The sequence below is a fragment of the Luteimonas aquatica genome (assembly GCF_022662575.1).
GTDB lineage: Bacteria > Pseudomonadota > Gammaproteobacteria > Xanthomonadales > Xanthomonadaceae > Luteimonas > Luteimonas aquatica.
On record NZ_JALBFU010000001.1, the window covers coordinates 1,248,916 to 1,267,571 of the forward strand.

Sequence of the window (18,656 nt, forward strand, 5' to 3'; positions counted from 1 at the left end):
GACCCGCCCGCTCAATCGGCGGCGGCGGGAATCTTCCGCAGCGCGGCGTCGATGCGGCGCAGGGCTTCCTCCTGCCCCGCCAGATAAACGGTATGTGAAATATCCGGACTCACCTGCGTCCCGGTGATCGCCACGCGCAGCGGCTGCGCGATCTTGCCCATGCCGATGCCGAGCGCTTCGGCGCTCGCGTGCAGGGCCTGGCTCACCGTTTCGGCGCTCCACGCCGGCAGCGCCGCCAGGCGCGCGCGCGCGTCGGCCAGCGGCGCGGCGGCGGCGGGCACCAGATGCTTGGCGACCGCGGCGTCGTCGTAATGCGTGAGCGGGCCATACCAGACCGCGGCGCGCGCGGCCATGTCCTTGAGCGTCTGCACGCGGTCGCGCAGCGCCACCACGATGTCGGACGGCGCCGGTCCCCGGGCCAGGTCGTAGCCCGCCTCGCGCAGATGCCATTCCAGGTGCGGGGCGACATCGTTCGGGTCGTCGCTCTTCAGGTACTGCTGGTTGAGCCAGCCGAGCTTGGCCGGATCCAGGCGCGAGGCCTTGGCGTTGACGTCCTTCAGGTCGAACAGGCGCGTCATCTCCCCGATCGAGAAGATCTCCTGGTCGCCGTGCGACCAGCCCAGCCGCACCAGGTAGTTCAGCAGCGCGTGCGGCAGGTAGCCTTCGTCGCGATACTGCATCACGTCGGCGGCGCCGGTGCGCTTGGAGAGCTTGGCGCCTTCCGGGTCGAGGATCATCGGCAGGTGCGCGAAATGCGGCACCGGGGCGCCGAGCGCCTGGTAGATGTTGATCTGGCGCGGCGTGTTGTTGACGTGGTCGTCGCCGCGCACCACGTCGGTGATGCCCATGTCGAGATCGTCGACGACCACGGCGAAGTTGTAGGTCGGATAGCCGTCGGAACGGAAGATCACCAGGTCGTCGAGCTCGCCGTTGCTGATCTCGATGCGGCCCTTGACCTTGTCGTCCCAGGCGACGGCGCCGTCCAGCGGATTCCTGAAGCGGATCACGCGATTGGGATCGTCGCGATGCGCCTCGTCGAAGGCGCGGTCGGCGCGGTCGCGGTAGGCGCCGTTGTAGCGCGGCTTCTCGTTGCGCGCCATCGCCGCCTCGCGCATCGCCTCCAGCTCTTCCTTGGTCTCGTAGGCGTAATAGGCGTGTCCGGCCGCGACCAGCTGCTCGGCCACCTCGCGGTAGCGCTCCAGGCGCCGGGTCTGGTAGATCGGGCCCTCGTCGTAGTCCAGGCCCAGCCAGTCCATCGCCTGCAGGATGGCGTCGATCGCCGCCTGGGTGCTGCGCTCGCGATCGGTGTCCTCGATGCGCAGGATGAACTGCCCGCCGCGCCGGCGCGCTTCCAGCCAGCAGTACAGCGCGGTGCGCGCGCCGCCGATGTGCAGGTATCCGGTGGGGCTGGGGGCGAAGCGGGTACGGCAGGTCATGGGCGAGTCGGCGAGCGGCGGAATGGCAGGATTTTACCGGGCGTGGTTTTACCGGGGGAAGCCGCGTGCTCGAGCCCCGCGGGCCGCGACGCCGCCGAGCGCGAGGCCATGCGAGCGGACGGGCCGGCTCACGGAACCCGGATCGTGGCGCCGAGGACGGCGACGGAGACCTCGAACGGCCGTTCTGCCGGCCCATCCGGCCTGGATGCGGGCAAGGAATAGAATGGCTCCATGACCACGCTCTTCATCTCCGATCTGCATCTGGATCCGGCGCGCCCGGAGGTCACCCGCCTGTTCGGCGAATTCGTCGATCGGGAGGCGCCGGCAGCCGAGGCGCTGTACATCCTCGGCGACCTGTTCGAGGCCTGGGTGGGCGACGACGATCCTTCCGAGACCGGCGCCTTCGTGGCGCAGCGGCTCAAGGCCCTGCGCGATGGCGGCGTACCGGTGTTCTTCATGCACGGCAACCGCGATTTCCTGGTCGGCGAGGACTATGCGCGCCGCGCCGGCATGACCCTGCTCGCCGACCCGACCGTGGTGCAGCTGCAGGGCCGGCCGGTGCTGCTGATGCACGGCGACCTGCTGTGCACCGACGACACCGCCTACCAGCAGTTCCGCGCGATGACGCGCGCGCCGGCCTGGCAGCAGCAGTTCCTGGCGCAGCCGCTGGCCGCGCGCCTGGCCTTCGCGCAGCAGGCGCGCGCCGCCAGCCAGGCGCGCCAGGGCGAGCTGCGCGAGGCCGGCACCATGGAAACCATCACCGACGTCTCGCCGCAGACGGTGGCGGAGACGTTCGCGCGCTACGGCGTCGACACCATCATCCACGGCCACACGCACCGTCCCGCGATCCATCGCGACGGCGCGCAGACGCGCATCGTGCTCGGCGACTGGTACGAACAGGGATCGGTGCTGCGCGTGGGCGACGGCGGCATGGAGCTGGCGAGCCTGTAGGCCGAGGGGGCACGTCCGGAGCCCAAAACCTGCCGGTTTGAGGCTTTGGAAACAAAGGCACTGGATTCCTGCTTTCGCAGGAATGACGGAATGACGGGCGAGAGGCCCTGCGAGCTCTCGAGGATCGGCGCGGTTCAGGAGGCGATCTGCTGCAGCGCGCGCAGTTCCTCGTCGCTGAATCCCGCCGCGCTGCGCGCCTGCACGTTGAACGGCCCGTGCAGCACGGCGCGCGCGTACTCGGCGAGCAGTTCGCGGAACTTCGGTTCCGGCGCCACGCCCGCGCGCTCGCAATGCCAGCGGAACCAGCGGCTGCCCGCGGCGACGTGCGCGATCTCCTCGCGCAGGATCACCTCGAGGATGTCCGCGGTGGCATCGTCGCCCAGCGAACGCAGCTTCACGATCATGCCCGGGGTGACGTCGAGCCCGCGCGCCTCCAGCACGCGCGGCACCAGGGCCATGCGCGCCAGGCCGTCGTGGGCGGTCTTCTCGGCCATCTCCCACAGTCCGTTGTGCGCGTCGAAGTCGCCGTAGTCGTGGCCGAGCTGCTGCAGCCTCTCGCGCAGCAGCACGAAGTGCCGGGCCTCGTCGTTGGCCACGCCCACCCAGTCGGCGTAATAGCGCGCCGGCATGCCGCGGAAGCGGTACACCGCGTCCCAGGCCAGGTCGATGGCGTTGAACTCGATGTGGGCGATGGAATGCACGAAGGCCGCGCGCCCCTCGGGCGTGCCGAAGCCGCGCCTGGGCAGGTCGCGCGGATGCACCAGCAACGGCCGCGCCGGCCGCCCGGGCATGCGGATCGGATCGACGGGCGTCGCCGCGGCATCGGGTTGCAGTTCGCCGCGGCCGAACGCGGCGGCGGCGGCGAAGGTCATGGCGACCTTGTCGTCCGGGCCGGCCGCCGCCAGGCATTCACTCGCGGCGTGCTGGAGGCTCGCCATGTTCCGGCTCCGGCGGTTGCATCGATGCGGCCGCTGCGGCGTTCGCGCGTTCGAGGCGCCGGAGCATCTCGCGCCTGCAGGGATTGTCCTTCGCGAGAAACTCGCAGCGCATCCGGTTGGCGCAGACCGTTTCGAGCACCGCGGCCTGCCCAGCATGCGCGGGCCACGGCGTGACCGCCGCCTGCGCGCCCATGCCCCGCGAGACGGCATCGAACGTGTCGCCCGCGCCGGCCACCCGCATCCGCCGCGTCCTGCAGTCGGCGGCATAGGCCACATATGGGTGCGCGAGGGATTCCGCCGGCTGGACCGGCCGCGTCAGGTACACCTTGACGATGTCCGGTCCGATGCGCGCCGCCCCGAGCACCTCGGGACCGCCGGCCACGGTGCGGAAATGCTCGTCCAGATACCCGGCCATGGGGGTCTGCAACAGGATTTCATCGGCGGACTGGCCCTGCGCCACGCGCGGATCGTCGAGCCCGGCGACCGGCGATGCCTCGCCGCCGTCGCGGTGGCAGGCGGCCAGCGCCGCCATGAGCATCGGCACGGCGACCCATCTGCCGCCCGCGCGCCTCACGAAGCCAGGCGCCGCTTCTTCTTGGCCTCGTCGGAACGCAGCTGCTGCAGGCGCTCGAAATAGCCCGGCTCGATGCCGGTGACGTACTCGCCGCTGAAGCAGGAGCTGTCGAACACGCGGCCGACGAACTTCGGCCCGGCCACGGCCGCTTCGAGGTCGGCCAGGTCCTGGTAGATCAGCCAGTCGCAGCCGAGGAACTGCTGGATTTCCTGCTCGGTGCGGCCGTGCGCGATCAGCTCGTCCGACGAGGGCATGTCGATGCCGTAGATGTTCGGGTGGCGCACCGGCGGCGCGGCGGAGGCCAGGTAGACCTTGCGCGCGCCGGCGTCGCGCGCCATCTGCACGATCTGCTTGGAGGTGGTGCCGCGCACGATCGAGTCGTCCACCAGCAGCACCACGCGGTTCTTGAACTCCAGCGGGATCGGGTTGAGCTTGCGCTTGACCGATTTCGCGCGCTCGCCCTGCCCCGGCATGATGAAGGTGCGGCCGACGTAGCGGTTCTTGATGAAGCCCTCGCGGTATTTCACGTTGAGGACGTTGGCGATCTCCAGCGCGGAATCGCGCGAGGTGTCCGGGATCGGGATCACCACGTCGATGTCGTGGTCGGGGCGCTGGCGCAGAATCTTCTCGCCCAGGGTCACGCCCATGCGCATGCGCGCCTTGTGCACCGAGATCTCCTCGATCATCGAGTCCGGGCGGGCGAAGTACACGTACTCGAAGATGCACGGTGCGTGCTGCTGCGGCTGCGCGCACATGCGCGTGTGCAGCTCGCCGCGCGCGGTGACCACGATGCCCTCGCCCGGCTGCACGTCGCGCAGGCGCTCGAAGCCGAGGATGTCCAGCGCCACCGATTCGGAGGCGATGCAGTACTCGGTGCCGGCGTCGGTGCTGCGGCGGCCGAGCACCAGCGGACGGATGCCGTACGGGTCGCGGAACGCGACCAGGCCCAGGCCGAGCACGGTGGCGACCACGGCGTAGCCGCCCTTGGCGCGGCGGTTGACGCCCTCGATGGCCTTGAACGCCGCCTCCGGGGTCAGCGCCCGCTCGCGGTCGAGCTCGTGGGCGAACACGTTGAGCAGTACTTCCGAGTCGGACTCGGTGTTGATGTTGCGGCGGTCCTGCTCGAACACCTCGCGGCGCAGCGCGTCGGTATTGATCAGGTTGCCGTTGTGCGCCAGGGCGATGCCGTAGGGCGAATTGACGTAGAACGGCTGCGCCTCGTCGCTGCCCTCGCTGCCGGCGGTGGGATAGCGGCAATGGCCGATGCCCACGCGCCCTTCCAGCAGCCGCATCGCCTTGGCGTCGAAGACGTCGCGCACCAGGCCGTTGCCCTTGTGCACGCGCAGCTGCGCGCCGTTGGCGGTGGCGATGCCCGCCGCGTCCTGCCCGCGATGCTGGAGCACGGTCAGCCCGTCATACAACGCTGCCGCGACTTCGGTGGTTCCGACGATGCCGACGATGCCGCACATAACTCGATCTGCCTGGAATGGAACATGTGGGATGGAGCGCGGAAGAAGCTGGCGCGCGATCCGTGCGCCTGGCGCGCCGCCAGGGGCGGTTCGCCAGCGCGGCCGGAAACGGCCGCGTCGGGCACCGGGCGCATCGGCGTCCGGGGTTCGGGACGAGCCGGGCCTGCGCCGGGCTCGCGGCTCGGGCGGCGCGGGCGATCCGCGCCTGCCGCGTGCCTATTATGGATGCGGGCGGACCATCCCGTCCGTGCCGGTCTTGGCCTTGATCTGCGCCTTGAGGCGATCGGCGTCGGCGCGGCTGACCACCGGGCCGGCCAGCACGCGGGTCAGCGAGCCCTTGTCGGTCTTGACCGTCTGCACGAAGGCGCTGAAGCCGGCGGCGCGCAGTTCGTCGCGCTTCTTGTTGGCCTGGTCGGCGCTGCTGAAGGCGCCCAATTGCACGGCGAAGCCCACCGACGCGGCGCCCGAGGGCTTGGGCGCGGGCGCGGGCTTGGCCGGCTCCGGCTTGGCGGTCGCAACCGGCTTGCTCGGCTCCGGCGGCAACGGCTGCGGCTTGGCCGGCTCGGGGGCGGGTTTGGCGGGCGCCGGTTTGGAAGCGCTCGCCGTGGCGGCGGGCGTGGCCGCGTCGGCGGCATCGAGCGCCACCACGCGCGAGGTGGACTGGTTGCCGACCTCGTTGGCGCGCAGGCGCACGGTTTCGGCGTCGGCGCGGCTGGCGTACGGCCCCACGCGCACGCGCCAGACGGTCTTGCCGTTCAGGCTGGTGCTCTCGCGGTAGGCCGGCAATTGCGCGCCGCGCAGGCGCGAGACCACGGTGTCGGCGCTGACGCTGCTGGCGTAGGCGCCGAAGTGCACCGCGTAGTCGCCGCCGGCCGCGCTGGGCGGCAGCATCGGTTCGGGCCCGGCCAGGTCGGCGGCGTCGGGCGAAGGCCCGGGCTGTCCCGTGGCACCGGGCGCGGTGGTATCGACGGTCGGCAGCGCATCGCCGGAGGCCGGCGGCGCCGGCATGCCGGTGGCGCCGTTGGCCGGAGCGTCGGCCGGGGCCACCAGCGGCAGATCGCGGGTCTGCATGTCGCCCTGCGGCGCTTCCGGAGTCTTGAGCGGAACGTCGGAGACCCCGCTGTCGGGCGCCGGACCCTTCACCAGCATCGGCAGGAAGATCACCGCCAGGGCGACCAGCACGGCCGCGCCGATCAGGCGCTGTTTGAGTTGGGATTCCATCGAGACTCGCGAAAGCGGACGGGCCCGCAAATTATACCCGCGCGCTGTGACGGAGGCCCGCACGCGGCCCGTTGCGCGAGGCCGGCGGCATCGCGCGTACAGACGCCGTACATGCCGGCGACGCCGTGCGCGCGACGTCGCGCGCCACCGAAGCTAGGGTGTTCCCCAGTACCGGCCGTCACGTGCCCTCCCTAGACTTGCCGGTACCGGAACCGGTCGCCGTAAGGGACAGCCATGGTCGTGCGCGTCGATGATCGAACCCCCTATCTTCCGCCGCCTCCACCGCCCCCGCCGCCGACGCCACCGGCGCTGAAGCGGGCCGACCCCGCCGCCGCCGACGCGGCCATCCGCGCGATGACCCCCGCCCAGGAGGCGCAGCTGGCCACGGACGTGGACGCGCTGTCCATCGGCGAGCGCACCGATCTGGTCAACGAGCTCGCCGGCAAGCTGGAGGCGCCGCAGCTGGCCCGGATCGAGGGCGTGTTCGGCAAGGATGGCGTCGCCCATGCGGTGGAGACGCACAGCCCGCGCACGGTGCGCGAGGATTACGCGGCGCTGTCGGCCGGCAAGCCCGCAGGCGCCGGGCCGCATCGCTTCGAGGACGACGACGCGCCCCAGTTGCTGGGCCTGACCGGCGGCGCGCCGCTGTCGCCGGCCGCGCAGGCGAACGGCACCACCCAGACCACCGAACACATCGGCGAGAACACCGTCACCTGGACCAACGACAGCCAGGGCCGCCCGATCCGCGCCGAAGCCGACCTGACCGAGGTCTTCACCGGCATCGACCGCAGTTCGGCCGAGACCCGCGCCCAGCGCGAGGCCGCCGACCGCGGCGTCGAAGGCGACCAGGGCGGGCATCTGATCGGCCATCGCTTCGTCAAGGACCAGGGGCTGAAGAACCTGTTCCCGCAGAACGGCAACTTCAACGTCGGCGCCTACAAGAAGCTCGAGAACGAATGGGCCGACTGGATCGACAGCGGCAAGGACGTGCACATCACGGTGGAGCTGACGCCCGCCGAGGCCGACCGTCCGGAGCAAGTGCACGTGTCCTACGAGGTCACCGATCCGACCGACGGCAGCGTCGTGTACGATCAGCGCGTCACCTTCCGCAACGAGGCCGGTCAGACCTTCGACCGCGTGCCGCGCCAGGACATGTGACCGCCGCATGACCGTACGCGAGGTGCCGCAACGTGGATAAGGACGCACTGATCGTCGAGATCGGCCGCCTGATCGTCTCCGACCCCAAGGTCGCGTCCAAGCCGTGGGACAAGTACGCGCTGGTGGCGTGGTACGGCGACGGCGTGTCCAAGCTCAACGGCTTCCGCTACCTCGGCGAGGATGCCGCACAGCCGGCCACCCCGGCGGGGCTGGAGCTGGAAGGCCGCCTCGATGCGCTGCGCGAGGCCACCCGCCTCGACGGCCAGGCGCCGTGGCGCGCCTGCGTGGTCAAGCTCGACCGCGGCACCGGCAAGGCGGTGGTGGATTTCGAGTACGACGACCCCGAGCGCTGGCACGTCACGCCGTCGACGGCGGCGGAGATCGCGCGGCGCGCGCGTCCCTGACCGCCGCGCGCGGCCGGCACCGGGATCGTCGGTGCCGTCAGCCCAGGATGGCGAGTGCGGCCGCCGCGGTGTGGAACGAACCGAACACCAGTATGCGATCGCCCTCGCGCGCCTGCGCGCGCGCGGACGCCAGCGCGCCGGCGACCTCGGCATGGCGCTCGGCCGCGGCCGCAGGGCCGCCGGCCAGCCGCTGCGCGAACGCGTCGACGTCGAGCCCGCGCGGCCCGGCATCGCGGAGCCCGGCGACGTACCAGCCCTGCACCTCCCCGCCCAGCGCATCGACCACGCCAGCCGCATCCTTGTCCGCCAGCGCGGCGTAGACGGCGAACGTGCGGCCGGCGGCCGGCGCCGCGCGCAGCCAGGCGGCCAGTTCGCGCGCGGCCTGCGGGTTGTGGCCGACGTCGACCACGATCTCGACGCCGTCGCGGACGAAGGCCTGCAGACGCCCCGGCACGCGCGCCTGCGCGACGCCGCGCGCAAGCGCGGCCTCGGCGATGTCGTCCGCCGGATCGGCGAGCTCGAGCGCGCGCAGCGCGGCGATCGCGGTGGCGGCGTTGCGCAGCTGCACGGGGGCGACCAATGCGGGCATCGGCAGCACGGCCTCGAACCCCACCTCGCGCCAGCGCCACGTCGCGGCGTCGATGCGCTCGAAGAAGAAATCGTTGTTGGCGCGCCAGGTCGAGGCGCCGATGGCGTAGGCGTGGCCGAGCACGCTCGAGGGCGGATCGTCCTCGCCCAGCACCAGCGGTTTCCAGGCGCGGGCGATGCCCGCCTTCTCGAAGCCGATCGCCTCGCGGTCCTCGCCGAGGTAGTCCTGGTGGTCGAGATCGACCGTGGTGATCACCGAGACGTCGGCGTCGACCAGGTTGACCGCGTCCAGGCGGCCGCCGAGGCCGACCTCGAGGATCGCCAGGTCGAGTCCGGCGCGCTCGAACAGCCGGAACGCGGCCAGCGTGCCGTACTCGAAATACGTCAGCGGCGTGGTCCCGCGTGCGGCCTCCACCGCCTCGAAGGCGGCGACCAGCGCGTCGTCGTCGGCATCGCGCCCGTCGATGCGCACGCGCTCGTTGTAGCGCAGCAGGTGCGGCGAGGTGTAGGCGCCGGTCTTCCAGCCGGCCGCGCGCGCGATCGCCTCGGCGAAAGCCACCGTCGATCCCTTGCCGTTGGTGCCGCCGACTACGATCACGCGCTTGCCGGGCCTGCCCAGCCCCAGGCGTCCGGCGACCTCGCGCACGCGCTCCAGCCCCATGTCGATGGTCTTGGGGTGCTGGCGCTCGATGTAGGCCAGCCAGTCGCCCAGCGATTGCATGGTTGCGCCGCCCCCTAGAGTGCGCGGTGCACCGCTTCGCCGAAGAACGGCGTGTGATGGGCGCAGTCGTTCAGGCGCACCACGTCGAGGTGGTCGACGTCGTCGCCCTCGAGCAGGTTCAGCGTGGTCGGCGCCTGGCGGAACGTCCACAGCCGCGAGAACGGGATGCCCAGCACCCGGCACAGCAGCACCCGGTTGACGGCATCGTGCGCCACCACCAGCAGCGTGTCGGCCGGACGCAGGCCCTCGCAGGCGCGCGCCAGCGCCGGCCAGGCGCGATCGAAGACCTGCTGCAGGGACTCGCCCTCCGGCATCTGCACGCTGTCGGGCGCGTCGCGCCAGGCCTGCAGGCGCTGCGGGTCGCGCTCGCGGATCTCGCTGGCCAGCAGGCCCTCCCAGGTGCCGTGCGCGATCTCCATCAGCCCGGGATCGAGCGTCAGCGCCTGCGCTCTCGATGCGCCCAGCGCCAGCTCCGCGGTGCGCCGCGCGCGCGCCAGCGGCGAGGCCACCGCGCGATCGATGCGCACCTCGCCCAGGCGCTCGCCCAGCGCCGCGGCCTGGGCCTCGCCGATCGCCGACAGCGCGATGTCCTCCTGGCCCTGATAGCGGCCCTCGGCGTTCCAGGGCGTTTCACCGTGGCGGGCGAGCAGGATCTTCATGCGGCGTCGGGACGAGTGCGATGGGGGCGCGGCAGGGTATCAGACTCACCGCCCCATTGATGCACTGCGCCATGCATCCGGAGCGCCATGGGGCCAGCCTCACCGGGTCGGCGATTGGCCGACGCGATCCAAGGAGTCGATCGATGAACAGAAAGACATTGTGGCTGGCATTGGCGCTGGCCGTGGCCAGCAGCGCCGCCGTGGCCGGCAAGGGTTCGAACCTGCCGGCGCCCGGCGAAGTCCGCACCTATTTCCAGGACGGGGTGGAAGTGGGCCGCGCGGTCCACAATCCGTGCACCGGCGAGATCTCCATCGTCGGCCTCGTCACCGACGATTACATCGGATCGTTCACCGTCAGCTGCTGACGGTCGTCCGCAACGCGCGCCACGGCACCGCCGGCCGGCTCGACCGCATCGGCCGCATCGGCCGCTCGAACGGCGCGCGCATCCGCAGGCCGGGCCGGTCTCCGGTCCGGCTTGCGCTTCTCCGGCCTGCGCTTCGAGCGGGCCGCGTCCCGGCAGGCGATGTCGCGCTTCTCGATTTTCGTTTCGCACGCAACTTCTTCTCCTCGACATCGGCAGCGACGCGCACGGTTTCCTGACGCACTTCACATTTGCTGCAGCGCATCGTGCAAATGCCGTGGTGCCGCGCGAATCTCCATGGTTCGTTTCATGGGGGGATCGGCACGGACGCGACGAGTTCAATCCATTCAATCGAGGAAACTCTGATGCGAAAGAGATCGATGGGCCTGGGCCTGGGGGCCTTGCTGGTGACCACCGCCGCCCTCGCCGTGCCTCCCGGCCCGGACGAGATCGGCGAGTTCTATTTCTACTACGACCAGAGCGGCAGCGTCGTAGGCAACGCCTGGATGGACTGCGACGGCAAGCTCTACGAAGAAGGCGTCCGTACCGACAAATTCGACGTCGGGCATACCACCTGTCCGCAACACTGATCCGGCCGGATGCGGCCTTCCCGCGACCGGCACCGCCGGCCGCCCGCATCCGCGCGTCCAACAGGAGCAACGACATGAGAAAAGCGCTCATTCACCTGGGCCTGGCGACGGCGCTCGCCATCGGCAGCACGGCCGCCGCCGCGCCGGACGTCGGCCGCGGCGAATTCGTCCACTACCTCGACGAGAACGGCACCGTGGTCGGCTACTACGCCGTCCATTGCGACGGCAGCGTCGAAAGCTGGGGCAAGCCCACGCGCAATCGCGCGACCGGCGTTTTCATCTGCGATCCCGACGTCTGATGCCGTCCGCATAGCATCCGACCCGCGACCGATCATCCCGCACCACAAAAAGAGAGGAGTTACCCATGCGCAAGAAACTCGTCGCCGCCCTTGGCCTGGCCGCCGTGCTGGCCGCCGGCTACGCCCTCGCCCGCCCCAACAACGGCGACATGGGCGTGTACCTGGACGACCAGGGCAATGTCGTCGGCACCTGGATCGTGAGCTGCGAAGGCGTCTTCAGCTACAGCGGCACGCGCACCTCGAATTCGATCACCAACGGCCACCTGTTCTGCAATCCGCGTTGAGCCATCGAAGGAGAGATCGACCATGCGTATCCGACTGACGCTCGCACTTGCCTTGACGACCGCGCTGGGCGCAACCGCCGCCTGGGCCGTGCTTTATCCCACCCAGCCCGGCGACTACGTCTATTACCGGGACGCCGACAACCAGGTCGTCGGGCAGGCCTGGATTCCCTGCTATTCCAGCGAGGTTCGGGAATGGGGCGAACGCACCGCCAACGCCGTCAAGACGCACATGAACTGTCCGCCGCCGGTGGAATGACGCGCAGGCGCATCGTCGGAAAGGCAATCCCGGCGACTGCGCCCACGAAAGCGAAAACGGCGGCAGGATCCCCTGCCGCCGTTTCCAACCGGTCGATGATGCCGCTTGGCGGCGAAGCCTATCGCCGCTTCTTCTTGTTCTTGCCCACGGGCGCCTGGCGCGGCGCCAGGTTCATCTCCTGCAGCAGCTGCGGCGCCGGATAGGCCTCCTGCAGGATCCAGCGCACGTAGCGCCCGTCGACCGAGATCATCCGCGTCATGGCCGGATCGAACACCCAGTTCGAGACCACGGCCTCCCAGTTCATGTCGAAGGCCAGGCCGACCAGGCGGCCCTGCGCGTCGAGCACGGGCGAACCGGAATTGCCGCCGGTGATGTCCAGGTCGGAGAGGAAATTGACCGGCACGGTGCCGAGCTTCGGGTCGGCCAGTCCGCCGTAGCGCTTGGCGGCGATGGCGTCCAGCAGCGGCTTGGGCGCGTCGAAGGGCTCCTTGCCCGTGCTCTTGGCGGCCACCTGTTCGAGCGTGGTGAACGGCAACTGCGCCGCGCCGCTGAGCTTGGTGTACGGCTTGACGTTGCCGAAGGTGATGCGCAGCGAGGAATTGGCGTCCGGGTACACCGCCTCGCCCTTGCCCTTGCGGTAGTCGGCGACCGCCTGCAGGTACAGCGGGCGCGCGAGCAGGTTCTCGCCCTCGCGGGTCTTGCGCGCGCGCTCCTGCTCGAGCAGGGCCGGCATCAGCGCCACCGCGTACTGGATCGCCGGGTCCTTGCTGCTTTCGAACGCCTTGCTGTCGGCCGTGAACCACTTGCCGCGCTCGGCGGCGTCGCCCAGCCTGGTCTTGGCCAGCCTGGCGACGGCGCGCGAGACGGCCTTCTCGCTATCGCCGCCCAGCCAGCGGTCCAGCGCCGCCAGACGCTGCTGCTTGGGCAGATCGACGTACTGGGTGAGCCAGTAGCGCTGCAGGACGCCGTCCATGCTCGGCACGTAGCGCCGGTCCATCTGCTTCAGCGCGCCCTCGATGGTGGGCAGGTCGCGCTCCTGGTAGCCGACTTCGCGCTCGGCGTCGGGCTTGGCGCGCTCCAGGCTCAGCCGGTACAGCGTGATCGCCGTGCCGATGGCGCCGGTGCCGTTGAACTGGCCGACCAGGAAGTCGCGATCGCGCGTCTGCCTGGTTTCGTTGGAGAGCGCCACCAGCTTCTCGTGCGCCTGCAGGGCGGCCTGCCCCGACTCGCCGCGACCGCGCAGCCATTCCAGCACGGCGCTCTCCTCGGCGCGCTTGCGCGCAGGCGCGTCGATGCGCTTGAAGCCGTCGATCTGGCCGTCGTAGTTCTTCGAGACGTTTTCCCAGTTGCGCACGGTATTGGCGTACTTCACCGCGATGTCGGGCGTCTTGGCGCCCTCGGCCTGGACCAGGGCGATCACCTGCTTGTAATGGCGCGAGATCGTCGGGTAGGACCAGTCGGCGGCGTTCTCGAATTCCTGCGCCAGCGCGTAGCGGTTGGTGAAGCCCGGGTATCCGGCCACCATGACGAAATCGCCGGCCGCGAGCGGCTTGTCGGCGAACTTCAGCCAATGCTTGGGCTGGTAGGGCACGTTGTCGGCGGCATAGGCGGCCGGTTTGCCGTCCTTGCCGACATAGGCGCGATAGATGGAGAAGTCGCCGGTGTGGCGCGGCCACATCCAGTTGTCGACCTCGCCGCCGAAGTTGCCGATGCTGCCGGGCGGCGCGTACACCAGGCGCACGTCGCGGATCTCCAGGCTCTTGAACAGGCGGTAGGCGTTGCCGCCGGAGAAGCTGTAAAGCTCGCAGCGGTAGCCGCCGCCCTGTTCGCACGCGGCCACCATCTGCTTCTCGGCCTTGTCGAGCGCCTCGGTCCGCGCCAGCGCGTCCGGCGCCGCGGCGACCGCCGCCCTGATCCGGTCGGTGACGTCCTCGATCGAGTCGAGCACGTGGATGCGGGCATTGGGACCGGCGCTGAGCTCGTCGTTGCGGCCCGCGGCATTGAAGCCGCTCGCGATGAGGTTCTTTTCCGGCGTCGAATTGAGCTGGATCGCGCCGTACGCGCAGTGATGGTTGGTGATCACCAGTCCCTGCGGCGACACGAAGCTGGCCGTGCACCCGCCCAGCGACACCACCGCGCCCACCGGATCGCCGGTCAGGTCGGCGAGCTGCCTGGGATCGAGCTTCAGCCCGGCCTGCTGCAGCGCCGGCGCGATCTCGGGCAATTGCTGCGGCACCCACATGCCTTCGTTGGCGCTCGCCGCCGTGGACAGCAGCAGCGCGCTGGTGATGCCGAGGGGCAACATACGCATATGCACGGTGATTCCTCATGACCAAAAACCGGACCATAGGCATAGCGGCAGGCCCCAGGCAACTGCCGGCGGTCATGAACGGCGGCGCGCCGCGCGCGGCGGCGGCCCGCGGGCGCGGGGGTACAATGGCGCCCTCTTTCCGACCTCCCCACTCCGGCACGCCATGTCGCAAACGTCCCTGCAATCCACGCCCGCGCAGCTCCCCTCCAGCATGAAGGCGCTGGTCAAGCGCGAAGCCGCCAAGGGCATCTGGATGGAGGAGGTGCCGGTGCCCACGCCCGGCCCCAACGAAGTGCTGATCCGGCTGGAGAAGACCGCGATCTGCGGCACCGACCTGCACATCTACCTGTGGGACGAATGGAGCCAGCGCACCATCAAGCCCGGCCTGGTGATCGGCCACGAGTTCGTCGGCCGCGTCGTGCAGATCGGTCCCGGCGTGAGCGGCTATACCGTCGGCCAGCGCGTGTCCGCCGAGGGCCACATCGTCTGCGGCCATTGCCGCAACTGCCGCGCCGGCAAGCAGCACCTGTGCCCGAACACCGTCGGCATCGGCGTCACCCGCAACGGCGCCTTCGCCGAGTACCTGGTGATGCCGGCCAGCAACCTGTGGCCGATCCCCGACCAGATCCCGTCCGAGCTGGCCGCCTTCTTCGATCCCTACGGCAACGCCGCGCACTGCGCCCTGGAATTCGACGTGGTCGGCGAGGACGTGCTGATCACCGGCGCCGGCCCGATCGGGGTGATGGCCGCCGGCATCTGCAAGTACATCGGCGCGCGCAACGTGGTGGTGACCGACGTCAACGACTACCGCCTCAAGCTCGCCGCCGACATGGGCGCCACGCGCGTGGTCAACGTCTCCAACCAGTCGCTGAAGGACGTGATGAGCGACCTGCACATGGAAGGCTTCGATGTCGGCCTGGAGATGAGCGGCAACCCGCGCGCCTTCGGCGACATGCTCGACTGCATGTACCACGGCGGCAAGATCGCCCTGCTCGGCATCCTGCCCAAGGGCGCCGGCGTGGACTGGGACAAGATCATCTTCAAGGGCCTGACCCTGCACGGCATCTACGGGCGCCGCATGTACGAGACCTGGTACAAGATGACCCAGCTGGTGCTTTCCGGCTTCCCGCTCGGCAAGGTGCTCACGCATCAGCTGCCGGTGGACGAATTCCAGAAGGGCTTCGACCTGATGGAATCGGGCAAGGCCGGCAAGGTGGTCCTGAGCTGGAACTGACGGAGGATCGGCGATGGCCGCGCCCGACGCCCGGCTGGACGAGGACCTCGACGGCATGACGCGCGAGCAGCTTGCCGCCGAGGTGCGCAGGCTGCGCCAGGGCATCCGCACCCATCGCGACAGCACCGGCCACGACCTGTGCTGGCACCATCCCGACCTGTGGTCCCTGCTCCCGGACCGGACCGATCCGGCACCCGCCGTCCCCGCCTGGCCCGAGTTCCTGCGCGGCTGCATCCGCTACCGCCAGTCGCTCGACCGGCAATTGCCCGATGCGCCGCGCAGCGACGAGGCCTACGGCGGGGAAAAACCCCGCTAGACGCTTCACGGGCGGCCGCACGCTCCGCACCGACTTCCTCCCGACATCCAGACGAGCCTTCCATGTCCCTGACGCAACGCTACGCCGACACCCTCGAGGAAATCCGCGACCAGGGGCTGTTCAAGTCCGAGCGCATCATCACCAGCCCGCAGTCGGCGCAGATCACCCTCGCCGACGGCCGTACCGTGCTGAATTTCTGCGCCAACAACTACCTGGGCCTGGCCGACCATCCCGACGTGATCCAGGCGGCCAAGGACGCGCTGGACACGCACGGCTTCGGCATGGCCTCGGTGCGCTTCATCTGCGGCACCCAGGATCTGCACAAGCAGTTGGAGAAGACCATCGCCGACTTCTTCGGCACCGAGGACACCATCCTCTACGCCGCCTGCTTCGACGCCAACGGCGGCCTGTACGAGCCGCTGCTGGGCGAGGAGGACGCGATCATCTCCGACGCCCTCAACCACGCCTCGATCATCGACGGCGTGCGCCTGTGCAAGGCCAAGCGCTTCCGCTACGCCAACTGCGACATGGCGGACCTGGAAGCGCAGCTGCAGGCGGCCGACGCGGCCGGCGCGCGCACCAAGCTGATCTCCACCGACGGCGTGTTCTCGATGGACGGCTTCATCGCCCCGCTCGACGAGATCACCGCGCTGGCGAAGAAATACGGCGCCCTGGTGCACATCGACGAATGCCACGCCACCGGCTTCCTCGGCAGCACCGGCCGCGGCTCGGCCGAGGTGAAGGGCGTGCTGGACCGCATCGACATCTTCACCGGCACCCTCGGCAAGGCCATGGGCGGCGCCCTGGGCGGCTTCACCACGGCGAAGAAGGAAGTGGTCGAGCTGCTGCGCCAGCGCTCGCGCCCCTACCTGTTCTCCAATTCGCTGCCGCCGCACGTGGTCGCGGCCGGCATCAAGGCCTTCGAGATGCTCGAGGCCGCCGGCGACCTGCGCGTGCGCCTGGCCGAGAACACCGCCTATTTCCGCGAGAAGATGGCCGCGGCCGGCTTCGACCTCAAGCCCGGCACGCATCCGATCAGCCCGGTGATGCTCTACGACGCGCCGCTGGCGCAGAAGTTCGCCGCGCGCCTGCTGGAAGAAGGCATCTACGCCATCGGCTTCTTCTTCCCGGTCGTGCCCAAGGGCCAGGCCCGCATCCGCACGCAGATGAGCGCCGCCCACACCCGCGAGCACCTGGACCGCGCCATCGACGCCTTCGTCCGCATCGGCCGCGAGCTCGGCGTGCTGAAGGGCTGATCGGTCGTGCGATACCGGCGGCCGGACATTCCGGCCGCCTCACCCGCGCCCCGACAGCGCCGCGATCTCCTCCGCCTCGAGTTCGCGCCAGGCGCCCTTGGCCAGCGCGCCCAAGGCAATTCCCCCGATCGCCACGCGCACCAGGCGCAGCACCGCGAGGTCGGCCGCCTCGAGCATGCGCCGGATCTGCCGGTTGCGCCCCTCCTCCAGCACGATCTCCAGCCAGGCGTGCCGGTCGCCCTGGCGCAGCAGCGTCGCCGAACGCGCGCGCAGGCGTTCGCCGCCGGCGTCGATACCGTCCGTCAGCGCCGACAGCAGCGCCGGCCCCGGGATCGCATCGACCTGGACGTGATAGGTCTTCTCCGGCCCGGTGTCGGGATCGGTGATGCACGCGGCCCAGGCCGGGTCGTTGCTGAACAGCAGCAGGCCTTCGCTGGCCTTGTCCAGGCGCCCCACCGGCGCGATCCACCCCAGCCCGGCGCCGTCGAAGCAGCGGTAGACGGTCGCGCGGCCGCGCTCGTCGGCGGCCGTGGTGACCAGGCCGCGCGGCTTGTTGAGCATCAGGTAGCGCCGCGCGGGCGCCGCCAGGGATTGCCCGTCGACCAGGATCGCCGCGGCATCCAGCGCGGTCGGATGCTCGGGATCGCGAACCACCCGTCCATCGAGCATGACCCGCCCGGCGCGAATCCAGGCGGCGGCCTCGGTGCGCGAGCAGACGCCGCGCTTGGAAAGCACGCGCGCCAGCCCGTGACGGGGCGTGGCGGGCGTTCTACGGAGTGCACACATGGGCCGCTAGCTTGCAGGGCGCGACGGCCGGCGGCCAGCCTCGAAGCGGCACGCGGTCCCGCGACGCGGGTGAAGGCGCGGTTCCGGGCGATGCCCGGCCACGGGGCATGACGAAACGATGCGTTGAATACGATCCGCTGAAGAACGACCGCTCAGCAACGTCCAGCCGGAAGCGGCGCCGTCAGGCCACCCGCTCCCGGATCAGGGCTTCTTCGTTTCCTCGGCAGGCGCCGGCGCCGGTGCAGGCTGTGCAGGCGCGGCGGCCGGGGCGCCGTTGCCCTTCGCCACGCGCACGCCGCGCGCCTTCATCCAGGCGTCGAACTCCTCGGCGGTCATGCGCTTGCCGTTCTGGCTCATGTCGAAGCGCCAGGGCGTGTTGTCGAACTCGGTCTGCGGCTTGTAGGCCGCCGGGTCGTTGGGGTTGATCGCGCTCGGCGCGGGGATGGCCTTGGCGACGTTGGCACAGCCCTCGATGCGCAGGCGCAGCAGCACCTGGTCCAGCGACTGCGATTCGTCGTAGGCCGCCGACAGCACGCTGCCGGCGCCGCCGATGCGGTACGAAGGGGTGGCCAGTTCCGTGGAGATCGGCGACAGCACGGTCGGCTGCAGCGGCGCGGCCCTGGGCACGCCCACGTTCGAGCAATCGATCGCCTGCGCGAGACCGGGAACGGCGAAACAACACAGAACCAACAACGTCTTGCGCATGGCGACCCCTCGCGAATGGTCCGGGGAGTGTAGGCGCGGGCGAAGCATGCGGCAACCCTTGCGCACCCTTGTTGATGTTTTACATGAGGTTTCGCGCACCAAACCCGGACGACCAACAAAAAAGAAGCCCGGCGCGAG

The 18,656-nt window shown here is 70.2% G+C and carries 21 protein-coding genes; 11 read left to right on the forward strand and 10 right to left on the reverse strand.

Annotated elements, in window-relative coordinates; genetic code table 11:
- Positions 1–11: 11 nt before the first annotated feature.
- On the reverse strand, positions 12–1,436 hold the full coding sequence (gltX, locus tag MD221_RS05835) for a glutamate--tRNA ligase (protein WP_242108477.1): 1,425 nt from the start codon (positions 1,434–1,436) through the stop codon (positions 12–14).
- 231 nt (positions 1,437–1,667) lie between these two features.
- On the opposite strand from gltX, the gene MD221_RS05840 reads away from it, so the two are divergent.
- A complete protein-coding gene (locus MD221_RS05840; RefSeq protein ID WP_242108478.1) occupies positions 1,668–2,387 on the forward strand; it encodes a UDP-2,3-diacylglucosamine diphosphatase in 720 nt (239 codons plus the stop codon).
- A 134-nt stretch (positions 2,388–2,521) separates the two neighbouring features.
- On the opposite strand, the gene MD221_RS05845 is transcribed toward MD221_RS05840, so the two are convergent.
- From MD221_RS05845 to MD221_RS05860, 4 genes are all read right to left on the reverse strand, one after another.
- A complete protein-coding gene (locus MD221_RS05845) occupies positions 2,522–3,325 on the reverse strand; it encodes a ferritin-like domain-containing protein (RefSeq protein WP_242108479.1) in 804 nt (267 codons plus the stop codon).
- Positions 3,297–3,857, reverse strand: coding sequence for a hypothetical protein (locus tag MD221_RS05850; protein ID WP_242108480.1), 561 nt, complete (start codon positions 3,855–3,857; stop codon positions 3,297–3,299). The genes MD221_RS05845 and MD221_RS05850 overlap by 29 nt, the downstream gene beginning before the upstream one ends.
- A 38-nt stretch (positions 3,858–3,895) precedes the next feature.
- Positions 3,896–5,368 (reverse strand): amidophosphoribosyltransferase, encoded by a 1,473-nt coding sequence (gene purF / locus MD221_RS05855; RefSeq protein ID WP_242108481.1) that lies wholly within the window; start codon positions 5,366–5,368, stop codon positions 3,896–3,898.
- Positions 5,369–5,587: 219 nt separating this feature from the next.
- On the reverse strand, positions 5,588–6,589 hold the full coding sequence (locus tag MD221_RS05860) for an SPOR domain-containing protein (protein ID WP_242108483.1): 1,002 nt from the start codon (positions 6,587–6,589) through the stop codon (positions 5,588–5,590).
- 354 nt (positions 6,590–6,943) lie between these two features.
- Between MD221_RS05860 and MD221_RS05865 the strand changes: the two genes are divergently transcribed.
- Together MD221_RS05865 and MD221_RS05870 are read left to right on the forward strand one after the other, a co-directional pair.
- A complete protein-coding gene (locus MD221_RS05865; RefSeq protein ID WP_242108485.1) occupies positions 6,944–7,747 on the forward strand; it encodes a DNA/RNA non-specific endonuclease in 804 nt (267 codons plus the stop codon).
- Between the two features lie 32 nt (positions 7,748–7,779).
- Positions 7,780–8,151: an antitoxin YezG family protein gene (locus MD221_RS05870; protein ID WP_242108487.1), complete on the forward strand. Its 372-nt coding sequence runs from the start codon at positions 7,780–7,782 to the stop codon at positions 8,149–8,151.
- 37 nt (positions 8,152–8,188) lie between these two features.
- Here the strand turns inward: MD221_RS05870 and folC are convergent, their stop codons facing one another.
- Positions 8,189–9,460, reverse strand: coding sequence for a bifunctional tetrahydrofolate synthase/dihydrofolate synthase (gene folC, locus MD221_RS05875; RefSeq protein WP_242108489.1), 1,272 nt, complete (start codon positions 9,458–9,460; stop codon positions 8,189–8,191).
- A gap of 14 nt (positions 9,461–9,474) precedes the next feature.
- Positions 9,475–10,119, reverse strand: a complete 645-nt coding sequence (locus MD221_RS05880) for a histidine phosphatase family protein (protein ID WP_242108490.1) — start codon at positions 10,117–10,119, stop codon at positions 9,475–9,477.
- A 143-nt stretch (positions 10,120–10,262) separates the two neighbouring features.
- On the opposite strand from MD221_RS05880, the gene MD221_RS05885 reads away from it, so the two are divergent.
- The 5 genes from MD221_RS05885 to MD221_RS05905 all read left to right on the forward strand — a co-directional run bounded on the left by MD221_RS05885 (position 10,263) and on the right by MD221_RS05905 (position 11,910).
- The gene (locus tag MD221_RS05885) at positions 10,263–10,484 is read left to right on the forward strand and encodes a hypothetical protein (RefSeq protein WP_242108491.1); all 222 of its coding nucleotides are present in this window, start codon (positions 10,263–10,265) and stop codon (positions 10,482–10,484) included.
- Positions 10,485–10,846: 362 nt separating this feature from the next.
- Positions 10,847–11,071: a DUF6289 family protein gene (locus tag MD221_RS05890; protein ID WP_242108492.1), complete on the forward strand. Its 225-nt coding sequence runs from the start codon at positions 10,847–10,849 to the stop codon at positions 11,069–11,071.
- Between the two features lie 74 nt (positions 11,072–11,145).
- Positions 11,146–11,370: a DUF6289 family protein gene (locus MD221_RS05895; RefSeq protein ID WP_242108493.1), complete on the forward strand. Its 225-nt coding sequence runs from the start codon at positions 11,146–11,148 to the stop codon at positions 11,368–11,370.
- A gap of 65 nt (positions 11,371–11,435) precedes the next feature.
- Positions 11,436–11,654, forward strand: coding sequence for a DUF6289 family protein (locus tag MD221_RS05900; protein WP_242108494.1), 219 nt, complete (start codon positions 11,436–11,438; stop codon positions 11,652–11,654).
- 22 nt (positions 11,655–11,676) lie between these two features.
- Positions 11,677–11,910 carry a DUF6289 family protein gene (locus MD221_RS05905; protein ID WP_242108495.1) on the forward strand — a complete coding sequence of 78 codons (234 nt, stop codon included), beginning with the start codon at positions 11,677–11,679 and terminating at the stop codon, positions 11,908–11,910.
- Positions 11,911–12,028: 118 nt separating this feature from the next.
- Here MD221_RS05905 and MD221_RS05910 read toward each other — a convergent pair whose 3' ends face one another.
- Positions 12,029–14,227, reverse strand: a complete 2,199-nt coding sequence (locus MD221_RS05910) for a S46 family peptidase (RefSeq protein WP_425602208.1) — start codon at positions 14,225–14,227, stop codon at positions 12,029–12,031.
- Between the two features lie 205 nt (positions 14,228–14,432).
- Between MD221_RS05910 and tdh the strand changes: the two genes are divergently transcribed.
- The 3 genes from tdh to kbl all read left to right on the forward strand — a co-directional run bounded on the left by tdh (position 14,433) and on the right by kbl (position 17,027).
- Positions 14,433–15,455, forward strand: coding sequence for an L-threonine 3-dehydrogenase (gene tdh / locus MD221_RS05915; RefSeq protein ID WP_242108607.1), 1,023 nt, complete (start codon positions 14,433–14,435; stop codon positions 15,453–15,455).
- A gap of 13 nt (positions 15,456–15,468) precedes the next feature.
- Complete coding sequence (locus MD221_RS05920) at positions 15,469–15,771, forward strand: hypothetical protein (RefSeq protein ID WP_242108496.1); 303 nt, start codon at positions 15,469–15,471, stop codon at positions 15,769–15,771.
- Positions 15,772–15,833: 62 nt separating this feature from the next.
- Positions 15,834–17,027: a glycine C-acetyltransferase gene (kbl, locus tag MD221_RS05925; protein ID WP_242108497.1), complete on the forward strand. Its 1,194-nt coding sequence runs from the start codon at positions 15,834–15,836 to the stop codon at positions 17,025–17,027.
- Positions 17,028–17,066: 39 nt separating this feature from the next.
- On the opposite strand, the gene MD221_RS05930 is transcribed toward kbl, so the two are convergent.
- A complete protein-coding gene (locus MD221_RS05930; RefSeq protein WP_242108498.1) occupies positions 17,067–17,813 on the reverse strand; it encodes a pseudouridine synthase in 747 nt (248 codons plus the stop codon).
- A gap of 201 nt (positions 17,814–18,014) precedes the next feature.
- Positions 18,015–18,518 (reverse strand): hypothetical protein, encoded by a 504-nt coding sequence (locus MD221_RS05935; protein ID WP_339328411.1) that lies wholly within the window; start codon positions 18,516–18,518, stop codon positions 18,015–18,017.
- Positions 18,519–18,656 lie beyond the last annotated feature (138 nt).

Excerpts from the sequence above, each read along its gene's own strand:
- gltX (WP_242108477.1), bottom strand. The coding sequence starts at position 1,436 with ATGACCTGCCGTACCCGCTTCGCCCCCAGCCCCACCGGATACCTGCAC.
- MD221_RS05840 (WP_242108478.1), top strand. The coding sequence starts at position 1,668 with ATGACCACGCTCTTCATCTCCGATCTGCATCTGGATCCGGCGCGCCCG.
- MD221_RS05845 (WP_242108479.1), bottom strand. The coding sequence starts at position 3,325 with ATGGCGAGCCTCCAGCACGCCGCGAGTGAATGCCTGGCGGCGGCCGGC.
- MD221_RS05850 (WP_242108480.1), bottom strand. The coding sequence starts at position 3,857 with ATGGCGGCGCTGGCCGCCTGCCACCGCGACGGCGGCGAGGCATCGCCG.
- purF (WP_242108481.1), bottom strand. The coding sequence starts at position 5,368 with ATGTGCGGCATCGTCGGCATCGTCGGAACCACCGAAGTCGCGGCAGCG.
- MD221_RS05860 (WP_242108483.1), bottom strand. The coding sequence starts at position 6,589 with ATGGAATCCCAACTCAAACAGCGCCTGATCGGCGCGGCCGTGCTGGTC.
- MD221_RS05865 (WP_242108485.1), top strand. The coding sequence starts at position 6,944 with ATGACCCCCGCCCAGGAGGCGCAGCTGGCCACGGACGTGGACGCGCTG.
- folC (WP_242108489.1), bottom strand. The coding sequence starts at position 9,460 with ATGCAATCGCTGGGCGACTGGCTGGCCTACATCGAGCGCCAGCACCCC.
- MD221_RS05880 (WP_242108490.1), bottom strand. The coding sequence starts at position 10,119 with ATGAAGATCCTGCTCGCCCGCCACGGTGAAACGCCCTGGAACGCCGAG.
- MD221_RS05885 (WP_242108491.1), top strand. The coding sequence starts at position 10,263 with ATGAACAGAAAGACATTGTGGCTGGCATTGGCGCTGGCCGTGGCCAGC.
- MD221_RS05890 (WP_242108492.1), top strand. The coding sequence starts at position 10,847 with ATGCGAAAGAGATCGATGGGCCTGGGCCTGGGGGCCTTGCTGGTGACC.
- MD221_RS05895 (WP_242108493.1), top strand. The coding sequence starts at position 11,146 with ATGAGAAAAGCGCTCATTCACCTGGGCCTGGCGACGGCGCTCGCCATC.
- MD221_RS05900 (WP_242108494.1), top strand. The coding sequence starts at position 11,436 with ATGCGCAAGAAACTCGTCGCCGCCCTTGGCCTGGCCGCCGTGCTGGCC.
- MD221_RS05905 (WP_242108495.1), top strand. The coding sequence starts at position 11,677 with ATGCGTATCCGACTGACGCTCGCACTTGCCTTGACGACCGCGCTGGGC.
- tdh (WP_242108607.1), top strand. The coding sequence starts at position 14,433 with ATGAAGGCGCTGGTCAAGCGCGAAGCCGCCAAGGGCATCTGGATGGAG.
- MD221_RS05920 (WP_242108496.1), top strand. The coding sequence starts at position 15,469 with ATGGCCGCGCCCGACGCCCGGCTGGACGAGGACCTCGACGGCATGACG.
- kbl (WP_242108497.1), top strand. The coding sequence starts at position 15,834 with ATGTCCCTGACGCAACGCTACGCCGACACCCTCGAGGAAATCCGCGAC.
- MD221_RS05930 (WP_242108498.1), bottom strand. The coding sequence starts at position 17,813 with ATGTGTGCACTCCGTAGAACGCCCGCCACGCCCCGTCACGGGCTGGCG.
- MD221_RS05935 (WP_339328411.1), bottom strand. The coding sequence starts at position 18,518 with ATGCGCAAGACGTTGTTGGTTCTGTGTTGTTTCGCCGTTCCCGGTCTC.